Below are 17271 nucleotides of genomic sequence, written 5' to 3' on the forward strand. Positions count from 1 at the left end.
GGCTCGCTCGGCACCCCGGCCACCGCGGGCGCCTGCAGAGCCGACGACGTCGCCACGGCCTACCAGGAGGCGCGGCGCTGCGCTGAGGCGCTCATCGCCCTCGGCCGGGCCGGGGACGGCGCCAGCGCCGCCGAGCTGGGCTTCGTCGGCCTGCTGATCGGCGAGGGCCGCGACGTGCGGGGCTTCGTCCGGTCCGTCCTCGGCCCCGTCATCGACTACGACGCGCGCCGGGGCACCGCCCTGGCCGAGACGCTCACCGCCTACTTCGGCACCGGCGGCTCCCCCTCGCGTACGGCCGAGGCCATGCACATCCACGTCAACACCGTCACCCAGCGGCTCGACCGGATCGGCCGGCTGCTCGGGGACGGCTGGCTGGAGCCCGAGCGCGCCCTGGAGATCCAGCTCGCGCTCCGCCTGCACCGGCTCGGCCACACATCCACGCTCTAGAGTGTGGGCTTCGCCCCCATATGAGTGACGCCCGTCACTCCCTAGCGTGACGGCATGGCCACTTCCATCAAGAAGGTCGTCGGTGCGAGCCTGATCGGCACCACCATCGAGTGGTACGACTTCTTCCTGTACGGCTCGGCAGCCGCCCTCGTGTTCAACAAGCTGTTCTTCCCCGAGGCCGATCCCCTGACCGGCACGCTCCTGGCCTTCCTCACCTACGCGGTGGGGTTCGTCGCCCGCCCCCTCGGCGGCCTGGTGTTCGGCCACTTCGGCGACCGGGTCGGCCGCAAGACGCTGCTGGTGGTCAGCCTGCTGATGATGGGCGCCGCCACGTTCCTGATCGGCTGCCTGCCCACCCACGCCGCGATCGGCGCGGCGGCCCCGATGCTGCTCACGGCCCTGCGCCTGGTGCAGGGCTTCGCGCTGGGCGGCGAGTGGGGCGGGGCGGTGCTGATCGTGTCCGAGCACGGCGACGCGAGCAGGCGCGGCTTCTGGGCCTCCTGGCCGCAGGCCGGCGCCCCGGGCGGCAACCTGCTCGCCACCGGCGTGCTGGCGGTGCTCGCGGCCTGGCAGTCGGACGAGGCGTTCCTGAGCTGGGGCTGGCGGGTGCCGTTCCTGCTGTCGGGCGTGCTGGTGCTGATCGGGCTCTGGATCCGGCTGTCCATCAGCGAGTCGCCGGTGTTCCAGCAGGCCGAGCCGGAGGAGACGGCGCCGATCATCGGCGTGCTGCGCCACCACTGGCGCGACGTGCTCACGGCGATCGGCGCGCGGCTCGCGGAGAACATCTCCTTCTACCTGATCACGGTCTTCGTCATCACCTACGCCAAGGCGAACGGCATCGCCAACTCCACGGTGCTCAACGCCGTGCTGATCGGCTCGGCTGTCCACTTCGTCACGATCCCGCTCTGGGGCGCGCTGTCCGACCGGGTCGGCCGCCGCCCGATCTACCTCGCGGGCGCGGGCGGCATCGGTCTGTGGATCTTCGCCTTCTTCCCGCTCGTCGACACGGGCAACTTCCTCGCCATCACGCTGGCCGTCACCGTGGGCCTGCTCTTCCACGGCATGATGTACGGCCCGCAGGCGGCCTTCTTCTCCGAGCTGTTCGGCACCAGGATGCGCTACACCGGGGTGTCGATCGGCGCCCAGCTGTCCGCGATCGTGGCCGGGGCGCTGGCCCCGATCATCGCGGTCGCGCTGCTCAAGGGCTTCGGCAGCAGCCTGCCGATCTCCGTCTACCTCGGGCTGGCGGCCGTGCTCACCCTGATCGCGGTGTTCGCCGCCAGGGAGACGCAGGGCCGCGACCTCGCCGAGAGGGTCCACGCGTGAAGGTCACCACGCCGAGGCTCACGCAGCACGTCGCGACGGTGGAGGGCAGGACGGGAGAGCCGGTGCTGTTCGTGCACGGCAACGTCTCGTCCTCGGCCTTCTGGCTCGACACCATGGCCGCGCTGCCCGTCGGCTACCGGCCGCTCGCGGTGGACCTGCGCGGCTTCGGCGAGAGCGATCCGGCGCCCGTGGACGCCACGCGGGGCCTGCGCGACTTCTCCGACGACCTGCTGGAGCTGGTCGACGAGCTGGGGCCGGCCGGGGTCCACCTGGTCGGCTGGAGCCTCGGCGGTGGCATCGTCCTGCAGGCGCTGCGCGAGCGCCCCTCGGCGTTCAGGTCGGTCACGCTGGTGGCGCCGATCTCGCCGTACGGGTTCGGCGGCACCGAGGGCCCGGACGGCAGGCTCACCCACCCCGACGGCACGGGGTCGGGGGCGGGCGCGGCCAACCCCGAGTTCGTGGCCCGCCTGCGCGCGGGCGACCTGTCGGACGAGTCCCCTGCCTCACCGCGCTCGGTGTTCCGCGGCGCGTACGTCGCCGGCCCGGTGGCCGGCGAGGACCGCTACGTCGAGGCCATGCTCACCACCCGCGTCGGCGAGTCGAACTACCCCGGCGACGCGGTCACCTCGGCCGAGTGGCCGGGCGTGACCCCCGGCAAGCACGGCGTGCTCAACGCCGCCGCCCCGACCAACTTCCGGCTGGACGACCTGCACGAGATCGAGCCCAGGCCGCCCATCCTCTGGATCAGAGGCGCCGACGACGTGATCGTCTCCGACACCTCCCTGTTCGACCTGGCCCACCTGGGGGCGCTCGGCGTGGTGCCCGGCTCCCCCGGCACGCCCGCCCAGCCCATGCTGGCCCAGACCAGGGCCGTGCTCGACCGCTACGGCCGCTACCGGGAGGCCGTGCTCGACGCCTGCGGCCACAGCCCGCACCTCGAACGCCCCGCCGACTTCTTACGCCTGCTCTCCGGGCACCTCCAGGAGGCCTGATGCTCCTCGCCCTGACCCTGGCCGCGAGCCTGCTCACCCCGGTGCAGCCCGCACCGGACCTCACGGTCCCCGGGGCCGAGCGCACCGTCACGGCCGGCCTCGACGACCTCACCACGGCCGGCACCACCCGGACCGGCCACACCGACCCGGCCGACTGGGCCGGTCTCCACTCGTCCAGAACCGTGAACCCGACGGGCGTGCCCGGCATCCAGATCGACGGCTACTTCCCCGACACCTCCACCACCAACGCCACCCACGGCTGGAACCACGACTCCCAGTTCGTCATCAGGCTCCCCGAGAAGTGGAACGGCGGCCTGGTCGTCACCGGCACCCCCGGCAACCGGGAGCAGTACGCCAACGACTTCACGATCGCCGACTGGGTCCTGTCCAAGGGCTACGCGTTCGCCGCCACCGACAAGGGCAACACCGGCCTGAACTTCCACACCGACGGCCTCCTCCCCGGCGACGCCATCGCCGAGTGGAACCACCGCGTCACCCAGCTCACCGTCGCGGCCAAGGCCGTGGTCAGGCAGAGGTACGGCAGGCAGCCGCGGCGCACGCTCCTGGCCGGCATCTCCAACGGCGGCTACCTCGTCAGGTGGCAGCTCGAGAACCGCGGCCGGCTCTACGACGGCGGCGTCGACTGGGAGGGCACGCTCTGGCGGGTCCAGGGCGACAACCTGCTCGACTTCCTGCCCAAGGCGCTGAAGGCGTACCCCGACCCGGCAGGGGTGCGGGCGGCGGGCTTCGCCGAGGGGTCGGAGTTCCTGTGGCCGTTCCACCGGCAGTACTACTGGGAGCTCACGACGCAGCTCTACCAGAAGGAGCTCGACCCCTCCTACCAGGGCACGGCCGCCGACTACGACTACCACGCGCGCAGGCCGTACGCGGCCGTGGCGAGGATCGCGCTGACCGGCCGGATCACCAAGCCGCTGATCACCCTGCACGGCACGCTCGACTCGCTGCTGCCGATCTCCCGCGACAGCGACGTGTACGCGCGGATGGTCGGCCCGTACCGCCCCTTCCGCTACCACCGGGTCGAGGGCGGCAACCACCTCGACGGGCTGGTCGACACCCACCCGGACACGCTGAAGCCGATGCTGCCGGCCTTCAGGGACTCCTTCGCCGAGCTGGAGGAGTGGGTCAGCCGTCGAGCCCCCGCAGGTCCTTGAGGTCGCCCGTGTCCTTGAGGTAACGGTGCTTGCCCGCGCGTGCCAGCCGCACGATGTGCCGCGCGCCGGGCAGGCGCCGGCCGATCCGGTGCAGCACGGTGTCCCTGCCCAGCGGTGAGCGGCGTGCGGGGGCGATGGCGGCGGTGGGGCGGACCGCGATCCTCCCCCTGCGGATCTCCAGCCCGAACCGGAGCCCCACCTCGTCGTCGGCGGTGCGCAGCGACGACATCCAGGCCCCCGGCCCGAGCTCGTCGGGCCCCGGCATCACCCGCTTGACCGGCACCTTGGCCACGAGCTGGCCGGCGATCTCGCCGGGCACGCCCGGTTCGACCAGCGCCGGCGCGGACACCTCGCGACCTCCCCTGGCCGCGGTGCGCAGCACCAGCTCCACCGGCGGCCCGCCGCTCGGCGGCACGTACGGCACGGGCAGCACGACGTACAGGTGCCCGTCCTGCCGCCTGACGGTGACGCCGGGAGACACCAGCGCGATCGACTCGGGGAACGAGCGCGGCTCGACCGCCAGGCCCAGCTCTCCGGAGTCGCTCCAGCAGGGCACCACCAGCCGGGTCCTGGGCTGCTGGGAGAGCACGCCCAGGCAGTTGAGCGGACCCTCCGGGCGGCGCACCCGGCTCCTGGCCTGGTGCGCGCCGCCGTACATGCGGACGTGCACCTCCCACTGCCCCGGCCGGAGCGGCTCGCCCATCGCCGCCGCGGTCACGTCCACCCGCGCCTCGCCGACGATCTGCGCACGTGTGTGGCGGCGTCCGTCCTGGATCCGCTCGACCCGGTACGCCACGGGCAGGAAGTGGACGACGCCCGTGTCCGCGTGCCGTACGTAGACCTCCAGGCGCGCCCGATCGACGGCGGAGGTGACGTCGGTGACGTCGTCGCGCAGGAGGCTCGCGTCCACCGAGCGGGGCGGGATCCAGAACAGCCGATCGCCGTCGGCGCGGAACCTCGTGGGCTGGCCGTCGCCGCCCAGGACCTCGACGGTCAGCCCGAGCACCAGCACGTGCGCGTCCCAGCGGACCTCGGTCAGGTCGGCGCGGAGCCCGGCGCGCCTGGAGGAGTTGGCCAGGATGACGAGCTGGTCGAGCCGCCCGGCGCGCAGCAGGGTGGCCACGGCCCGGAGCTGGACGGGCAGGTAGCGGTCGAGCCGCTCGGGAAAGCGGTCGAGGACCAGCCCGCTGTAGAGCCGGAAGTGCAGGCCCCTGTCGATCGACGAGCCGGCGAACCTGCCGCCGAGGAACGGCCTGAGCACGGTGGAGCGGAACCAGTAGGCGTACATGCGGTCGCGGTGGCGGCCCTCGCCGACGTAGGCGTCGATGTCGTCGAGCAGCGACCGCAGCTCGGCGATGACGGTGCGCGGGTCGTCGTCGGGCTCGGCGCGCTCGCCCAGGTGGCAGCAGACCTGCTCGGCCAGGATGGCGATGACCTTGGCCTGGAGGTAGGCGCGCACCACGAACGCCTGCTCGGCGATGTGCCCGCCGGGCACGGTGTAGCCCAGCTCGTGCTCCTCCAGGAACGCGCGGCGGTAGAGCTTGTGCGGGGTGAGCAGGGCGAACAGCCGGTCGCGCAGGATGTCGGCACGGCCCCGGCTCTGCTGGAAGGCGCTGACGGGCGGCCCGGCGTCCCGGACGAGGCGGCCGACCAGGACGTCGGCGTCGGTCTCGACCGCCCGGTCGTACATCCGGGCCAGCGAGTCGCGCTCCAGCCGGTCGCCCTGGTCCATGAGGAAGACGTAGTCGCCCTGGGCGGCCGCGATGCCGACGTTGCGGCCGCGCGCCGGCGAGCCGGTCTGGGGAAGGTGGAGGACGCGGACGTTCCCGCGGACGGCCGCGACGGTGTCGAGGCGTTCGGCGATCCCGTCGGTGGACCCGTCGTCCACGAAGATCACCTCGTACTCCTCCGCGGGCAGTGTCTGCTCCAGGACGGAGCGCAGGCACGCGTCGGCCGTATCACCAGGATTGTGGACATCGACGATCACGCTGACCTTCACACCCATGCGGCCAGCGTGCGCCCGCCGCCATCAGCAGGTGGGACGGCTTGCCGATTAGGGAAGGAAAGATGACCTGTTAGTACCAACCCCTGGACTGAGAGTGGCCCCAGGCGCCGCAGGGGGTGCCGTAGCGGCCCTTGATGTAGCCGAGGCCCCACTTGATCTGGGTGGCGGCGTTGGTCTGCCAGTCGCCGCCCGCGCTGGCCATCTTGGAGCCGGGCAGTGACTGCGGGATGCCGTACGCGCCGGAGTAGCGGTTCATCGCCCGCTCGTTCCAGCCGCTCTCCTTCTGCCAGAGCCGCTCCAGGCAGCCCCACTGATCGGCCCCGAAGCCGAACGCGCTCAGCATCGCCTTGGCGGTGGCCTTGTTGCTGCCCGGCGAGGGGTCGGTGCCCGGCGGGAAGTTCGCGGGCGGGAAGCCGTCGCCGCCCGGCGCCTGCTTCTTGACCTCCACCCAGTCGAAGGGGTCTCCACCGCCCGCGCGCCCGTCCTTGAGCTTGTCGGCCTTGTACGCCTGGGCCGCCGCCTCCTTGAGCGCGTCGGCCTTGGGGTCGGGCGCGGCCAGGTCACCGCTGGCGATGGCGCCCAGGTCGTCCAGGGAGAGCGTGGGGGTGGCGGGGGCGTTGGCGTTCTGGACCGCGGTGTAGGCGGTGAAGCCGCCGCCGCCCAGGAGCAGCGCGGCGGACAGGCCGATGACCAGCACGCGCTTCTTCGAGGCCGGCCGTGACCTGCGGGCCGCTCGGCGCGCGGAGCGGGGGACGTCGGCCGGGTTGGGGGTGTCGGGGGCGCGGCGCTCGCTCACCTTCGGACCTGGACTCACGAGCAATGAGCTTGCCCTGTCCTGGGGGGTGGTCCGCAACCGAAACGGGACATTCGGTTGGCGTTCCGCGGATTGATCGCCTGCTTGGCGTGCCCTTTCCCTGGCGGTGTGAAATTCATCACATTCGCCGCTGGTCGCGCGGGGCACCGCAGACCCGCCCTTCGGGCGCCCGTTACCGAAGGGGGGACCGCTATCAGGCTGGCGGGGGTTCTTCGTGATGCCGTGCGTGGCCTGTCACAGTTTTGTGACAGAAGGCGGATGCAGTCCTGACCGGGAAGAATAATGTTTCGTGTGGCCGGCATCCTCCTCGTCGAAGACGACCCCTCTGTCCGTACGGCCCTCGAACTGGCGCTGACCAGGCAGGGCCACTCGATCACCTCCTACGCCACCGGTGAGGAGGCGCTCGAGCACATCCGGTCACGCCGCCCGGAGCTGGCCATCCTCGACGTCATGCTCCCGGGCATCGACGGTGTCGAGGTCTGCCGCCGCATCCGGCGGCTCGACCAGCTGCCCGTCATCCTGCTCACCGCCCGCGGAGACGACCTCGACGTCGTCGTCGGTCTGGAGGCGGGCGCCGACGACTACGTGGTCAAGCCCGTCGAGCCGAGGGTCCTGGACGCCCGGATCCGCGCCATCCTGCGCAGGGCCGAGTCGGCCGCCTCCGACCGCGTCAGCTTCGGCGACCTCGTGATCGACCGCGGCGCGCTCAAGGTGATGCTGGCCGGCAAGGAGATCCACCTGACGCCGACCGAGCTCCGGCTGCTCCTCGAGCTGGTCCGCCATCCCGGCCAGGTGCTCAACCGGCGCTACCTGCTGCGCGAGGTGTGGGACCACACCCACGTGGCCGACTCCCGCCTGGTCGACGCCTGCGTCCAGCGGGTGCGCGCGAAGATCGAGCCGCGTCCGGCCGAGCCTGTGTTCATCCACACCGTCCGCGGGTTCGGCTACCGGTTCAGCCCTCCGTGATCTGGCTGCCCACCGGGCTGCGGGCACGCCTGGTCATCACCTTCACCCTCGTGGCCGTCACCGCCTCGGTGCTCGTCGCGACCATCGGCTTCGAGCTGGCCAAGACCGCGCTGGTCGAACGGGCCGAGGACAACGCCATCGACGTGGTCACCAGGGAACTCGACCGGATCACGTTCCCCATCGGCCGGCTCCGGCCGGGCGAGGCCCCGCCCGCCACCAGGGACCTCGCCGACCTGGCTCAGGCGCTCGACGGGCCGGGCCGCAGCGTCATGGTGGAGTATCGCGACCTCACCTACTCCGACGGTCCCCTCACCATGGCCGACGTGCCGAACGAGCTCTACGGCAGGGCCAAGCGCCACCTGGTCACCCAGCGCCGGGTGATCCACAACGAGCTCTGGCTCATCGTCGGCTCCGAGGTCCACCGCCACAACGGCGCCGAGGCCGAGCCCACCGGGCTGAGGGCGTTCGTCTTCTTCCCGCTGCGCGCCGAGGAGAACCAGCTGTCCATGCTGAGGGCCCGGCTCACCCAGGGCGGCGCCGTCATCGTGCTGATCGCCCTGGTGGTCGCCCTGCTGTCGGCCAGACGGGTGCTGCTGCCGGTCAGGCGGCTGAGCGCCGCGGCCCAGGCGCTCGGCCAGGGCAGGCTCGACACCCGCCTGCCGGTGCACGGCCAGGACGAGCTGGCCGAGCTCACCGCCAGGTTCAACGACGCGGCGGCGGCTCTGGAGCTCAGCGTGGCCGAGCTGCGCTCCTTGGAGGCCATGTCACGCAGGTTCGTCGCCGACGTGTCCCACGAGCTGCGCACCCCGGTGACCGCGATGACGGCCGTGGCCGACATGCTGCACGAGGAGGCCAAGCGCCTGCCCCATGACACGGCCGAGGCGGTGCTGCTGGTCCTCAGCGAGATCGAGCGCCTGCGCGAGCTGATCGAGCACCTCATCGAGATCAGCCGCTTCGACGCCGGCACGGCCACGCTCAACCTGGAGGCGGTGAACGTGGCCGACGCCCTCCACGACTGCCTGGAAGTGAGAGGCTGGAGCGAGGAGGTCCGGGTGACCGTCTCCCGGAGCCTGACGGTCAACCTCGACCCGCGAAGGTTCGACGTCATCGTGGCCAACCTCGTCGGCAACGCGCTCAAGCACGGCGGAGCCCCGGTGCTCGTCAACGTCAGGGGCACGGAGAACGGCCTGGAGGTGAAGGTGCGCGACCACGGCAAGGGCATCCCGCCTGAGGCCCTGCCCCACGTCTTCGACCGCTTCTACAAGGCTGGCGCGGGGCGCGCCCGCAGCCAGGGCAGCGGGCTGGGCCTGGCCATCGCCCGGGCCAACGCGCACCTGCACCGCGGCACGATCTCCGTGCGCGCCCAGAACCCGGGCACCCTCTTCACGGTCTGGCTCCCGCGCGCATGAAGCGATTCCGGACGGCGGCACGCGTGGGGTCGGTGCTGGTGTCGGTGCTGGTCGTGGCCGTGCCGGCGGTGGCGGGCTGCGGCATCGCGCCCAACGACGTACAGGATCGGGCCAGGCCGCCCACCGTCGAGGTGCCGCCCCCGTCCAAGACGATCTACCTGCTGAAGAACGGCCAGCTCACGCTGGAGCCCGCCGACGTCGAGTCGGACACGGTGGAGAGCCTGCTCACGGCCCTGTTCGCGGCCTCCGGCCAGCCGCTCGGCAGCCGCGACACCGCGCTGCGCGGCTTCACGTTCGGCGGCATCGAGGACTCGCTCAACCCGGTCCAGCGCGACGAGGTCCAGTTGCCCAGGACCTCCACGCTGACGGTGTTCGTCAGGGGCGAGGGCCGGCTGTCCAAGCTGGCCAAGGCCCAGATCGTCTGCACCGCGCAGCAGGACGCCGCGTTCGAGCAGGTCAAGATCGTCCACAGGTACGGGAACCGCCCCTCCAGGACGGAGGGACGGTTCATCTGCGGAGATCTGAAATGACCTGGCGAATGATCTAGAGGGTGATGTCCTCCAGCATCTCGGTCACCAGAGCCGCGATCGGAGAGCGCTCCGACCTGGTCAGCGTGACGTGCGCGAACAGCGGATGCCCCTTGAGCTTCTCCACCACGGCCACGACGCCGTCGTGCCGGCCCACCCGCAGGTTGTCACGCTGGGCGATGTCATGGGTGAGCACCACGCGGGAGTTGGCGCCGATCCGGCTGAGCACGGTCAGCAGCACCCCGCGCTCCAGCGACTGGGCCTCGTCCACGATCACGAACGCGTCGTGCAGCGAGCGCCCGCGGATGTGGGTGAGCGGCAGCACCTCCAGCATCCCCCGGTCGAGCACCTCCTCGATCACCTCGGGCGTGGTCACCGCGCCGAGCGTGTCGTAGACGGCCTGCCCCCACGGGCCCATCTTCTCGCCCTCGGTGCCGGGCAGGTAGCCGAGCTCCTGCCCGCCCACGGCGTAGATGGGCCGGAAGACGATGACCTTGCGGTGCTGGCGGCGCTCCAGCACGGCCTCCAGGCCCGCGCAGAGCGCCAGCGCCGACTTGCCGGTGCCCGCCCGGCCGCCCAGCGAGACGATGCCGATCTCCGGGTCCATGAGCAGGTCGAGCGCGATGCGCTGCTCGGCCGAGCGGCCGTGCAGCCCGAACACCTCGCGGTCGCCGCGAACCAGCCGCACCGACTTGTCGGGCAGCACCCGGCCGAGCGCCGAGCCCTTGGTCGACAGCAGCCGCAGGCCGGTGTGCGTGGGCAGGTCCCTGGCCTCCTCCAGGTCGGCGGTGCCCTTCTCGAAGAGCGTCTCGACGTCGCCGGTGGTGACCTGGATCTCGGCCATCCCGGTCCAGCCGGACTCGACCACCAGCTCGGCGCGGTATTCCTCCGCCGCCAGGCCGATCGAGGCGGCCTTGACCCGCATGGGCAGGTCCTTGGAGACCAGCACGACGTCAGAGCCCTCGGCGGCCAGCGCGCGGGCCACGGTCAGGATGCGGGTGTCGTTGTCGCCCAGGCGGAAGCCGACGGGCAGGATGGACGGGTCGCTGTGGTTGAGCTCGACCCTGATCGTGCCGTCCCCCGCGGGCATCGGCTCGTCCAGTCGGCCGTACTGCACGCGCAGGTCGTCGAGGTAGCGCAGGGCCTTGCGCGCGAAGTAGCCGAGCTCGGGATGGTGCCGCTTTCCCTCCAGCTCCGTGATGACGACGATCGGAAGGACGACCTCGTGCTCGGCGAAGCGGGTCATCGCCGCCGGATCGGCCAGCAGGACCGAGGTGTCCAGCACGTACGTGCGCTTGACGGGCTTGGTAGAAGGGTTGCTCGAGGACACTGCCACACGTTCTCCCCCGGGCGCCCGTGGGAACGGGCACCCTGCAGACGAGGTGGGAATCGGACCGGGCCCGTGTCTCCGGCCGCTACGTGCCGTCGGCGCCGGGTCCCGGCCCCCCTCGGCAGGTGTTGGCGCAAGGACGGGCCCTCTCCGGAGTGTCCGGCCTGTGGCCGGACACTTCCAACGTTACGTTCTGGATACCCAGATGTCCCATCAGGAACCGTAACGCCGGTGTCTCGCGGCATAGTCGCGCAGCGCTCGCAGGAAGTCGACCCTGCGGAAGTCCGGCCAGTAGGCCTCATGGAAGTAGAACTCGGAGTGAGCGCTCTGCCAGAGCATGAAACCGGACAGCCGCTGCTCGCCCGAGGTCCGGATGAGAAGGTCCGGGTCGGGCTGGCCGCGAGTGTAGAGATGCTCCGCGATGTGCTCCACATCGAGCACCTCGACGAGGTCCTCGATGCTCGCCCCCTTGCTGGCGTGCTCCTGGAGGAGTGAGCGCACCGCATCGGCAATCTCACGCCTTCCTCCATACCCAACCGCAACGTTCACAATCAGCCCAGGACGGTGGGATGTCACTTCTTTCGCGTTTTTCAGGACATTGGCGGTCCTGTCCGGCAGCAGGTCGAGCGCCCCAACCGGGATGATGCGCCAGCCCTCCTCCACCAGCTCCTGCGTCACGTCCTCGATGATGCCCAGCAGCGGCTCCAGCTCCTCGCGGGGCCGGTTGAGGTTGTCGTTGGAGAGCATCCACACCGTGACGACCTCGACGCCCGTGTCGCGGCACCACGTGAGCAGCTCGGAGATCTTGTCGGCGCCCTTGCGATGGCCGGTGGCCACGTCGCGCATGCCCATGGCGCGCGCCCAGCGGCGGTTGCCGTCGATGATGACCCCGACGTGCCGGGGCATGCTGTCCTTCGACAGCTTGGTCTCCAGCCTCCGTTCGTACAGCCGGTAGACCAGGTCGCGCAGGCCCACGGAGTCCCTCCCCAGCGGTGCTGTGCCGTCAGGTCGAATGACCTAACAGGCAATTATCACCGCGTTTCGCCCGTGCCCGCCCACCCAACCGGATTCCTGGGAAGATCTTCAACCGGATTCCGGGCCAGACCCCGGCCGCCCAGGCAGCCTTCGGCCTCGTCCACCAGCTCTCGCACGAACTGGGCCAGCTGCGCCGAGGTGAGCACGGCCCGCATGCCGACGCCACCGGAACCCCACGCCTCGACGAAGGCCCGGCGGGTCAGCCGCCACTCGCCCCGCCGCCCCCGCCCGGGGACCCAGAGCGGGATCGTGCGGAGCTGGCAGCGCAGCTCACCGCCGCCGACCACACTCGACCTCGTACGATACCGGAACGCGAACAGCTCGCTGTCCGGCTCCTCACCGGGGAACCTGTCGTCGGGATCCGGCCAGCGCCCCGCCGGCCCGCGTCCGGCGCGCGCGTCGTCCACGCCGCGCGCCAGGCGCGCGAGCAGCCAGCCACACCTCTCACCCACGGTCCCGTACGGCGTGCCGTCGCGCCGGAGCTCCAGGGTGACCTCGTAGGGCATGCCGACGCTGTCCGTGCACGCGACCGGCGTGACGGTCAGGAAAGATCCATCGACGCAACGTAGTCCTCCCACGTGGGAGGCATATCCATCTCAAACTTCGCCAAACCCGTAAAAGAGGCCAGCAGTCTCACCGAGCACACGTGCCTTATCGGTACCACCGAGCAGGGCGGACGTCACCCGCCACACCGTCTGGTAGTCGGACGCCAGCAGCGCCACCGGCCAGTCGCTGCCCGCCATCAGCCGCTCGGGCCCGAACGCCTGGATCGCGTGCTCCACGTAGGGCCGCAGGTCCTCCACGGTCCAGTTCGCCTGGTCGGCCTCGGTGACCAGCCCCGACACCTTGGCGTGCACCAAGGGGAACGCGGCGGCGCGGGTGAGCTGCGAGGCCCACGGCTCCCACTCCCGGTCCTTGATGCGGGGCTTCGACAGGTGGTCGATGACGATCTTCAGCGTGGGGTGGCGCTCGGCGATCGTGACCACGTGGTCGAGGTGCCGGGGCAGCAGCGAGACGACGTCGAACGCGAGCCCCGCCTCGGCGAGCAGGCCGAGCGACTCCAGGACGGTCTCCTGGACCACCCAGTCGGGGTCGGGCTCGTCGTGGATGAGGTGCCGGACCCCGCGAAACTTCGGATGTCTGCGGTAGCGGGCAAGGGCCTCCGCGGCCTCCGCGGGCCGCGCCAGCGGCACCCAGCCGACGGCCGCGGCGATGAAGTCGTGCGCGTCCGCCAGCGCGAGCAGGGCGTCGGTCTCCGCGTAGGAGTCGGCCGCCTGCACCAGGACCGTCGCCTCGACCCCGGCCGCGGCCAGCTCGGGCCGGAGGTCCTCGGGGCGGTAGGTCCTGTGCAGGACGCCCAGCTCGGGGGTCAGCCACGGGTACTCGCCGGTCTCGAGGTCCCAGAAATGCTGATGCGCGTCGACAATCACCCAGCAAACATAGGATCTCTGGCCATGTCGGATCAAGGGCCGCCTCACCAGTACGGCCGGCCGCGCGGTGCGGGGCCGGCCGTGCCGGACGAGCTCAGGACAGGCGCTTCAGCAGGGCGTCGTACTCGTCCCACAGTTCCTTGGGCAGGTGCGAGCCGAAGGTCTCGAAGTGGGCCCTGATCAGCTCCGCCTCCTCCCGCCAGACCGCGGGGTCGACGGTGAGCAGCGTGCGCAGGTCCTCCTCCGCCAGGTCGAGGCCCTCCGTGTCGAGCGTCTCGGGCACCAGGCCGATCGGGGTGGGCACGGCGTGCGCCGCGCCGTTGAGGCGGTCCACGATCCACTTGAGCACGCGGCTGTTCTCGCCGAACCCGGGCCAGATGAAGCGGCCGTCGGCGTCCTTCCGGAACCAGTTGACGTAGTAGATGCGCGGCAGCCGGGCGCCCTCGCGGCGGCCCGTCTCCAGCCAGTGGCCGAAGTAGTCGCCCATGTTGTAGCCGCAGAACGGCAGCATCGCGAACGGGTCGTAGCGCAGCTCGCCGACCTTGCCCTCGGCGGCGGCGGTCTTCTCGGAGGCGACGTTGGCTCCGAGGAAGACGCCGTGCTCCCAGCTCAGCGACTCCGTCACGAGCGGCACCGCGCTGGCGCGGCGCCCGCCGAACAGGATCGCCGAGATGGGCACGCCCTCGGGATCCTGCCATTCGGGTGCGATGGTCGGGCACTGCGAGGCCGGGGTGGTGAAGCGGGCGTTCGGGTGGGCCGCGGGCTCGCCACTGTCAGGGGTCCAGGAGCGGCCCTTCCAGTCGGTGAGATGCGCCGGGGGCCTGTCGGTGAGCCCCTCCCACCACACGTCGCCGTCGTCGGTCAGGGCGACGTTGGTGAAGATGCTGTTGCCCCAGAGCGTCCTGACCGCGTTGGCGTTGGTGATCTGGCCGGTGCCGGGCGCGACGCCGAAGAACCCGGCCTCGGGGTTGATGGCGCGGAGCCTGCCGTCGTCGCCGAAGCGCATCCAGGCGATGTCGTCGCCGACGGTCTCGACCTTCCAGCCGGGGATGGTCGGCTGCAGCATGGCCAGGTTGGTCTTGCCGCAGGCGCTCGGGAACGCGGCTGCGATGTAGCGGGCCTCGCCCGCCGGCGGCGTGAGCTTGAGTATGAGCATGTGCTCGGCCATCCAGCCCTCGTCGCGGGCCATGGTGCTGGCGATGCGCAGCGCGTAGCACTTCTTGCCGAGCAACGCGTTGCCGCCGTAGCCGGACCCGTAGGACCAGATCTCGCGCGTCTCGGGGAAGTGGCTGATGTACTTGGTGGAGTTGCACGGCCACGGCACGTCACGCCGCCCCGGCTCCAGCGGCGCGCCGACGCTGTGCACGCAGCGGACGAAGTCGCCGCGCCGCTCGATCAGCCGCAGCGCCCGGTCGCCCATGCGCGTCATGATCCGCATGGACACCGCGACGTACGGGGAGTCGGTGATCTCCACGCCGAGCTGGGAGATCTCGCCGCCGAGCGGGCCCATGCAGAACGGGACGACGTACATGGTCCGGCCGCGCATGCAGCCCTTGAAGAGCTTGCCGAAGGTGTCGCGCATCTCGGCGGGGGCGATCCAGTTGTTCGTCGGGCCCGCGTCCTCCTCGCGCTCCGAGCAGATGAACGTGCGGTCCTCGACCCTGGCGACGTCGCTCGGGTCGGACTTGGCGTAGAAGCTGTTGGGCCGCTTGACCAGGCGGGTGAACGTGCCCTGCTCGACGAGGAGGTTGGTCAGGCGTGTCCACTCCTCCTCCGAGCCGTCGCACCATTCGATCCGGTCTGGCTGGGTAAGGGCAGCTATCTCGCTCACCCATGCGACCAATTCGCCATTCGTCGTGGGAGCGGGAACTTCTACGGAAAGGGACACGGCTACGGCTCCTCCACAGTCTTCAGGGCCCAGTCATCATCAACGACGAAGCGGCGCGAAAGCCAATTGGCATAGACCTGTTTCGACGCGCCCGTCGTCGCAGGCTGCGGCCTTGACGATTGGGGAAGCCTACCCATATCGAACGCCTTTAAAAGGAAGAAATCCGAGCACTGGTATAGGCCAATGAGCCTGGTCTAAACCAATTCAGCCAGAGGTTTAAACCATTTCCCGGCCGGTTTCTCCTGCGTGGTCTCAGGATTCGACGTCGGGCCCGGCGGCGCGAACGCGGTCGACATGCCGCAGAGCGTCCCGCAATTCGGCCAGCCACGTGTCGGTGTTTCGCCCGACGAGCCGCACGCACCACGCCAGCGCGTCGCTGCGGCTGCGGGCCACCCCCGCGGCCACCAATGTGTCCAGGACCTGGCGTTCTGTCTGCCGGAGCCGGGTCATCACCGGCACGGACAGCGTGGTGAACATCACACTCTCGCCTCCGCAGACGACGCCCCACGACACCTTCTGCTGGAACCTCCGCTCGGCCTCCCGGGCGATGGCTATGCGCTGCTCGCGCGTCTCCTCCCTGAACCGCCTGATCAGTCCGTCGACGAGGGCCGGCCGCTCCTCCTCGGGCACGTCCGCCGCGGGCTCGGGCAGCGTGCCGAGCACCGCGATCTCCTCGCGGTCCCTGACGATCTCCGGCGCGCCGGTGAACCAGCCCTCCGGGAGGCGCCCGGTGAACCAGGCGCGTGCCTGCGCTGTGGCTTCTTCGCTTTCCATGTAATCAGAATTACATGGTTGCGCGGAAAATGCACGAGCCGGAGCCATGGCCTGACGGACTGATCTCGCTTACCTGACCTGGGCCGCGACGGCGGGGCTCACCCGGACCACTCCGGCCAGGTTGCGGGTGTGCACGGGGCTGATCTTGATCACGTCACCCGTGCGGGGCGCCTGCAGCATCTTGCCGTCACCCCAGTAGATGGCCACATGGGAGATGTAGCCCGGATTGGTGGGGTCGAGCCGCCAGAAGATGAGGTCGCCCGGCTGCATCTGGTTGAACGGCACCTGCGGCCCGGACACCCACTGCTGGTGCGTCACCCGGGGCATCCGCACCCCCGCCTGGGCGAAGGCCCACTGCACCAGACCGGAGCAGTCGAAGGTGTCGGGCCCCTCGGCACCCCACACGTACGGCCTGCCGAGCTTGGAGGCCGCCGCCCTGAGCGCCGCGGTGATCTGCTCGCCGGACATGAACGAGCCGGCGGGATAGGCGCGCGCCCTGGCCTGCGGCGGCGGAAGCACCGGGTTGACCGTGGCCACCTGGGTGCCCTTGGGCAGCGCCTTGAGCACGCTCGCCCGCAGCCTGGCCGAGTCGGCCTGGGGGGCGCTGATGATCAGCGCGTTGTCGTGCGGCAGGCCGAGCGAGCGGCCGGTCTGCCTGGAGACGACCGCGTCCACCGCGCCGAAGCCGGTGGTCGCGTACGCGCCGATGCGTAACCGACCGGCCGGACCCGCGACCCGGCTGTGCAGCTTCAGCCCGCCGTCGGTGCCCAGCACGAACGACACCGCCACGTCGCCCGCCGCCACGTTGTTCCACAGCGGGTCGGAGGCCGCCGTGACCTTGGGCGTGTAGGCGCGGAACGTCGAGGGGTCGACGCCCAGCGTCTGCACGCGCTTGCCGTCGAGCATGATGGACGCGGCGTCGGCCAGTTCGAGGGCCGTGACCCCGCGCAGCCGCGCGACCCTCTCCAGCAGCCGCCTGGTGAACGGCTTGCGCGTCACCACGAACAGGTTGGGCTTGCGCAGCCTGCCGAGCGGCTTGACCGGCTGCGCGGTCGTGCCCTCGGCCACCAGCGACTGACTCGGAGAGGGACGGGGCTGCGCCGTCGCCGCCCGCTCGCCCGGCGGCACGCGCCGCGCCTGCGGCGGGACCCTGCCC

The 17271-nt window shown here is 71.0% G+C and carries 16 protein-coding genes; 7 read left to right on the forward strand and 9 right to left on the reverse strand.

Annotation, left to right across the window (positions count from 1 at the left end):
- The 4 genes from DQW85_RS37845 to DQW85_RS37860 form a co-directional block, all read left to right on the forward strand.
- Positions 1–447: PucR family transcriptional regulator (locus tag DQW85_RS37845; protein WP_162795699.1), on the forward strand; the 447-nt coding region annotated here is incomplete at its 5' end.
- Positions 448–501: 54 nt separating this feature from the next.
- Positions 502–1773 (forward strand): MFS transporter, encoded by a 1272-nt coding sequence (locus DQW85_RS37850; protein WP_113704549.1) that lies wholly within the window; start codon positions 502–504, stop codon positions 1771–1773.
- On the forward strand, positions 1770–2765 hold the full coding sequence (locus DQW85_RS37855) for an alpha/beta fold hydrolase (protein WP_113704550.1): 996 nt from the start codon (positions 1770–1772) through the stop codon (positions 2763–2765). Before DQW85_RS37850 ends, DQW85_RS37855 begins: the two co-directional genes overlap by 4 nt.
- A complete protein-coding gene (locus DQW85_RS37860; protein WP_113704551.1) occupies positions 2765–3937 on the forward strand; it encodes a tannase/feruloyl esterase family alpha/beta hydrolase in 1173 nt (390 codons plus the stop codon). Before DQW85_RS37855 ends, DQW85_RS37860 begins: the two co-directional genes overlap by 1 nt.
- On the opposite strand, the gene DQW85_RS37865 is transcribed toward DQW85_RS37860, so the two are convergent.
- Positions 3909–5942, reverse strand: a complete 2034-nt coding sequence (locus tag DQW85_RS37865) for a glycosyltransferase family 2 protein (protein WP_113704552.1) — start codon at positions 5940–5942, stop codon at positions 3909–3911. The genes DQW85_RS37860 and DQW85_RS37865 overlap by 29 nt on opposite strands.
- A gap of 70 nt (positions 5943–6012) precedes the next feature.
- Complete coding sequence (locus DQW85_RS37870; RefSeq protein WP_240197692.1) at positions 6013–6738, reverse strand: aggregation-promoting factor C-terminal-like domain-containing protein; 726 nt, start codon at positions 6736–6738, stop codon at positions 6013–6015.
- A 309-nt stretch (positions 6739–7047) separates the two neighbouring features.
- Here DQW85_RS37870 and DQW85_RS37875 point away from each other — a divergent pair, with 309 nt between their 5' ends.
- From DQW85_RS37875 to DQW85_RS37885, 3 genes are read left to right on the forward strand one after another with little or no spacing between them, the layout of a single operon-like run.
- A complete protein-coding gene (locus tag DQW85_RS37875; RefSeq protein ID WP_113704553.1) occupies positions 7048–7722 on the forward strand; it encodes a response regulator transcription factor in 675 nt (224 codons plus the stop codon).
- A complete protein-coding gene (locus DQW85_RS37880; RefSeq protein ID WP_113704554.1) occupies positions 7719–9131 on the forward strand; it encodes a sensor histidine kinase in 1413 nt (470 codons plus the stop codon). The genes DQW85_RS37875 and DQW85_RS37880 overlap by 4 nt, the downstream gene beginning before the upstream one ends.
- Positions 9128–9661 carry a hypothetical protein gene (locus tag DQW85_RS37885; protein ID WP_162795700.1) on the forward strand — a complete coding sequence of 178 codons (534 nt, stop codon included), beginning with the start codon at positions 9128–9130 and terminating at the stop codon, positions 9659–9661. Before DQW85_RS37880 ends, DQW85_RS37885 begins: the two co-directional genes overlap by 4 nt.
- Before the next feature lie 13 nt (positions 9662–9674).
- On the opposite strand, the gene DQW85_RS37890 is transcribed toward DQW85_RS37885, so the two are convergent.
- From DQW85_RS37890 to DQW85_RS37920, 7 genes are all read right to left on the reverse strand, one after another.
- Positions 9675–10994, reverse strand: a complete 1320-nt coding sequence (locus tag DQW85_RS37890) for a PhoH family protein (protein ID WP_275888292.1) — start codon at positions 10992–10994, stop codon at positions 9675–9677.
- A 207-nt stretch (positions 10995–11201) separates the two neighbouring features.
- Positions 11202–11963, reverse strand: coding sequence for an isoprenyl transferase (locus DQW85_RS37895; protein ID WP_113704556.1), 762 nt, complete (start codon positions 11961–11963; stop codon positions 11202–11204).
- A gap of 56 nt (positions 11964–12019) precedes the next feature.
- Positions 12020–12529 carry a hypothetical protein gene (locus DQW85_RS37900; RefSeq protein ID WP_240197693.1) on the reverse strand — a complete coding sequence of 170 codons (510 nt, stop codon included), beginning with the start codon at positions 12527–12529 and terminating at the stop codon, positions 12020–12022.
- A 90-nt stretch (positions 12530–12619) separates the two neighbouring features.
- Positions 12620–13453, reverse strand: a complete 834-nt coding sequence (locus tag DQW85_RS37905) for an amidohydrolase family protein (RefSeq protein WP_113704558.1) — start codon at positions 13451–13453, stop codon at positions 12620–12622.
- Positions 13454–13547: 94 nt separating this feature from the next.
- Entirely contained in the window at positions 13548–15341 is a 1794-nt protein-coding gene (locus tag DQW85_RS37910) for a phosphoenolpyruvate carboxykinase (GTP) (protein ID WP_113704559.1), read from the reverse strand.
- A gap of 252 nt (positions 15342–15593) precedes the next feature.
- Positions 15594–16115: a hypothetical protein gene (locus tag DQW85_RS37915; protein ID WP_113704560.1), complete on the reverse strand. Its 522-nt coding sequence runs from the start codon at positions 16113–16115 to the stop codon at positions 15594–15596.
- Between the two features lie 69 nt (positions 16116–16184).
- Positions 16185–17271: C40 family peptidase (locus DQW85_RS37920; protein ID WP_162795701.1), on the reverse strand; the 1087-nt coding region annotated here is incomplete at its 5' end.

This window comes from Nonomuraea lactucae (assembly GCF_003313395.1).
Taxonomy (GTDB): domain Bacteria; phylum Actinomycetota; class Actinomycetes; order Streptosporangiales; family Streptosporangiaceae; genus Nonomuraea; species Nonomuraea lactucae.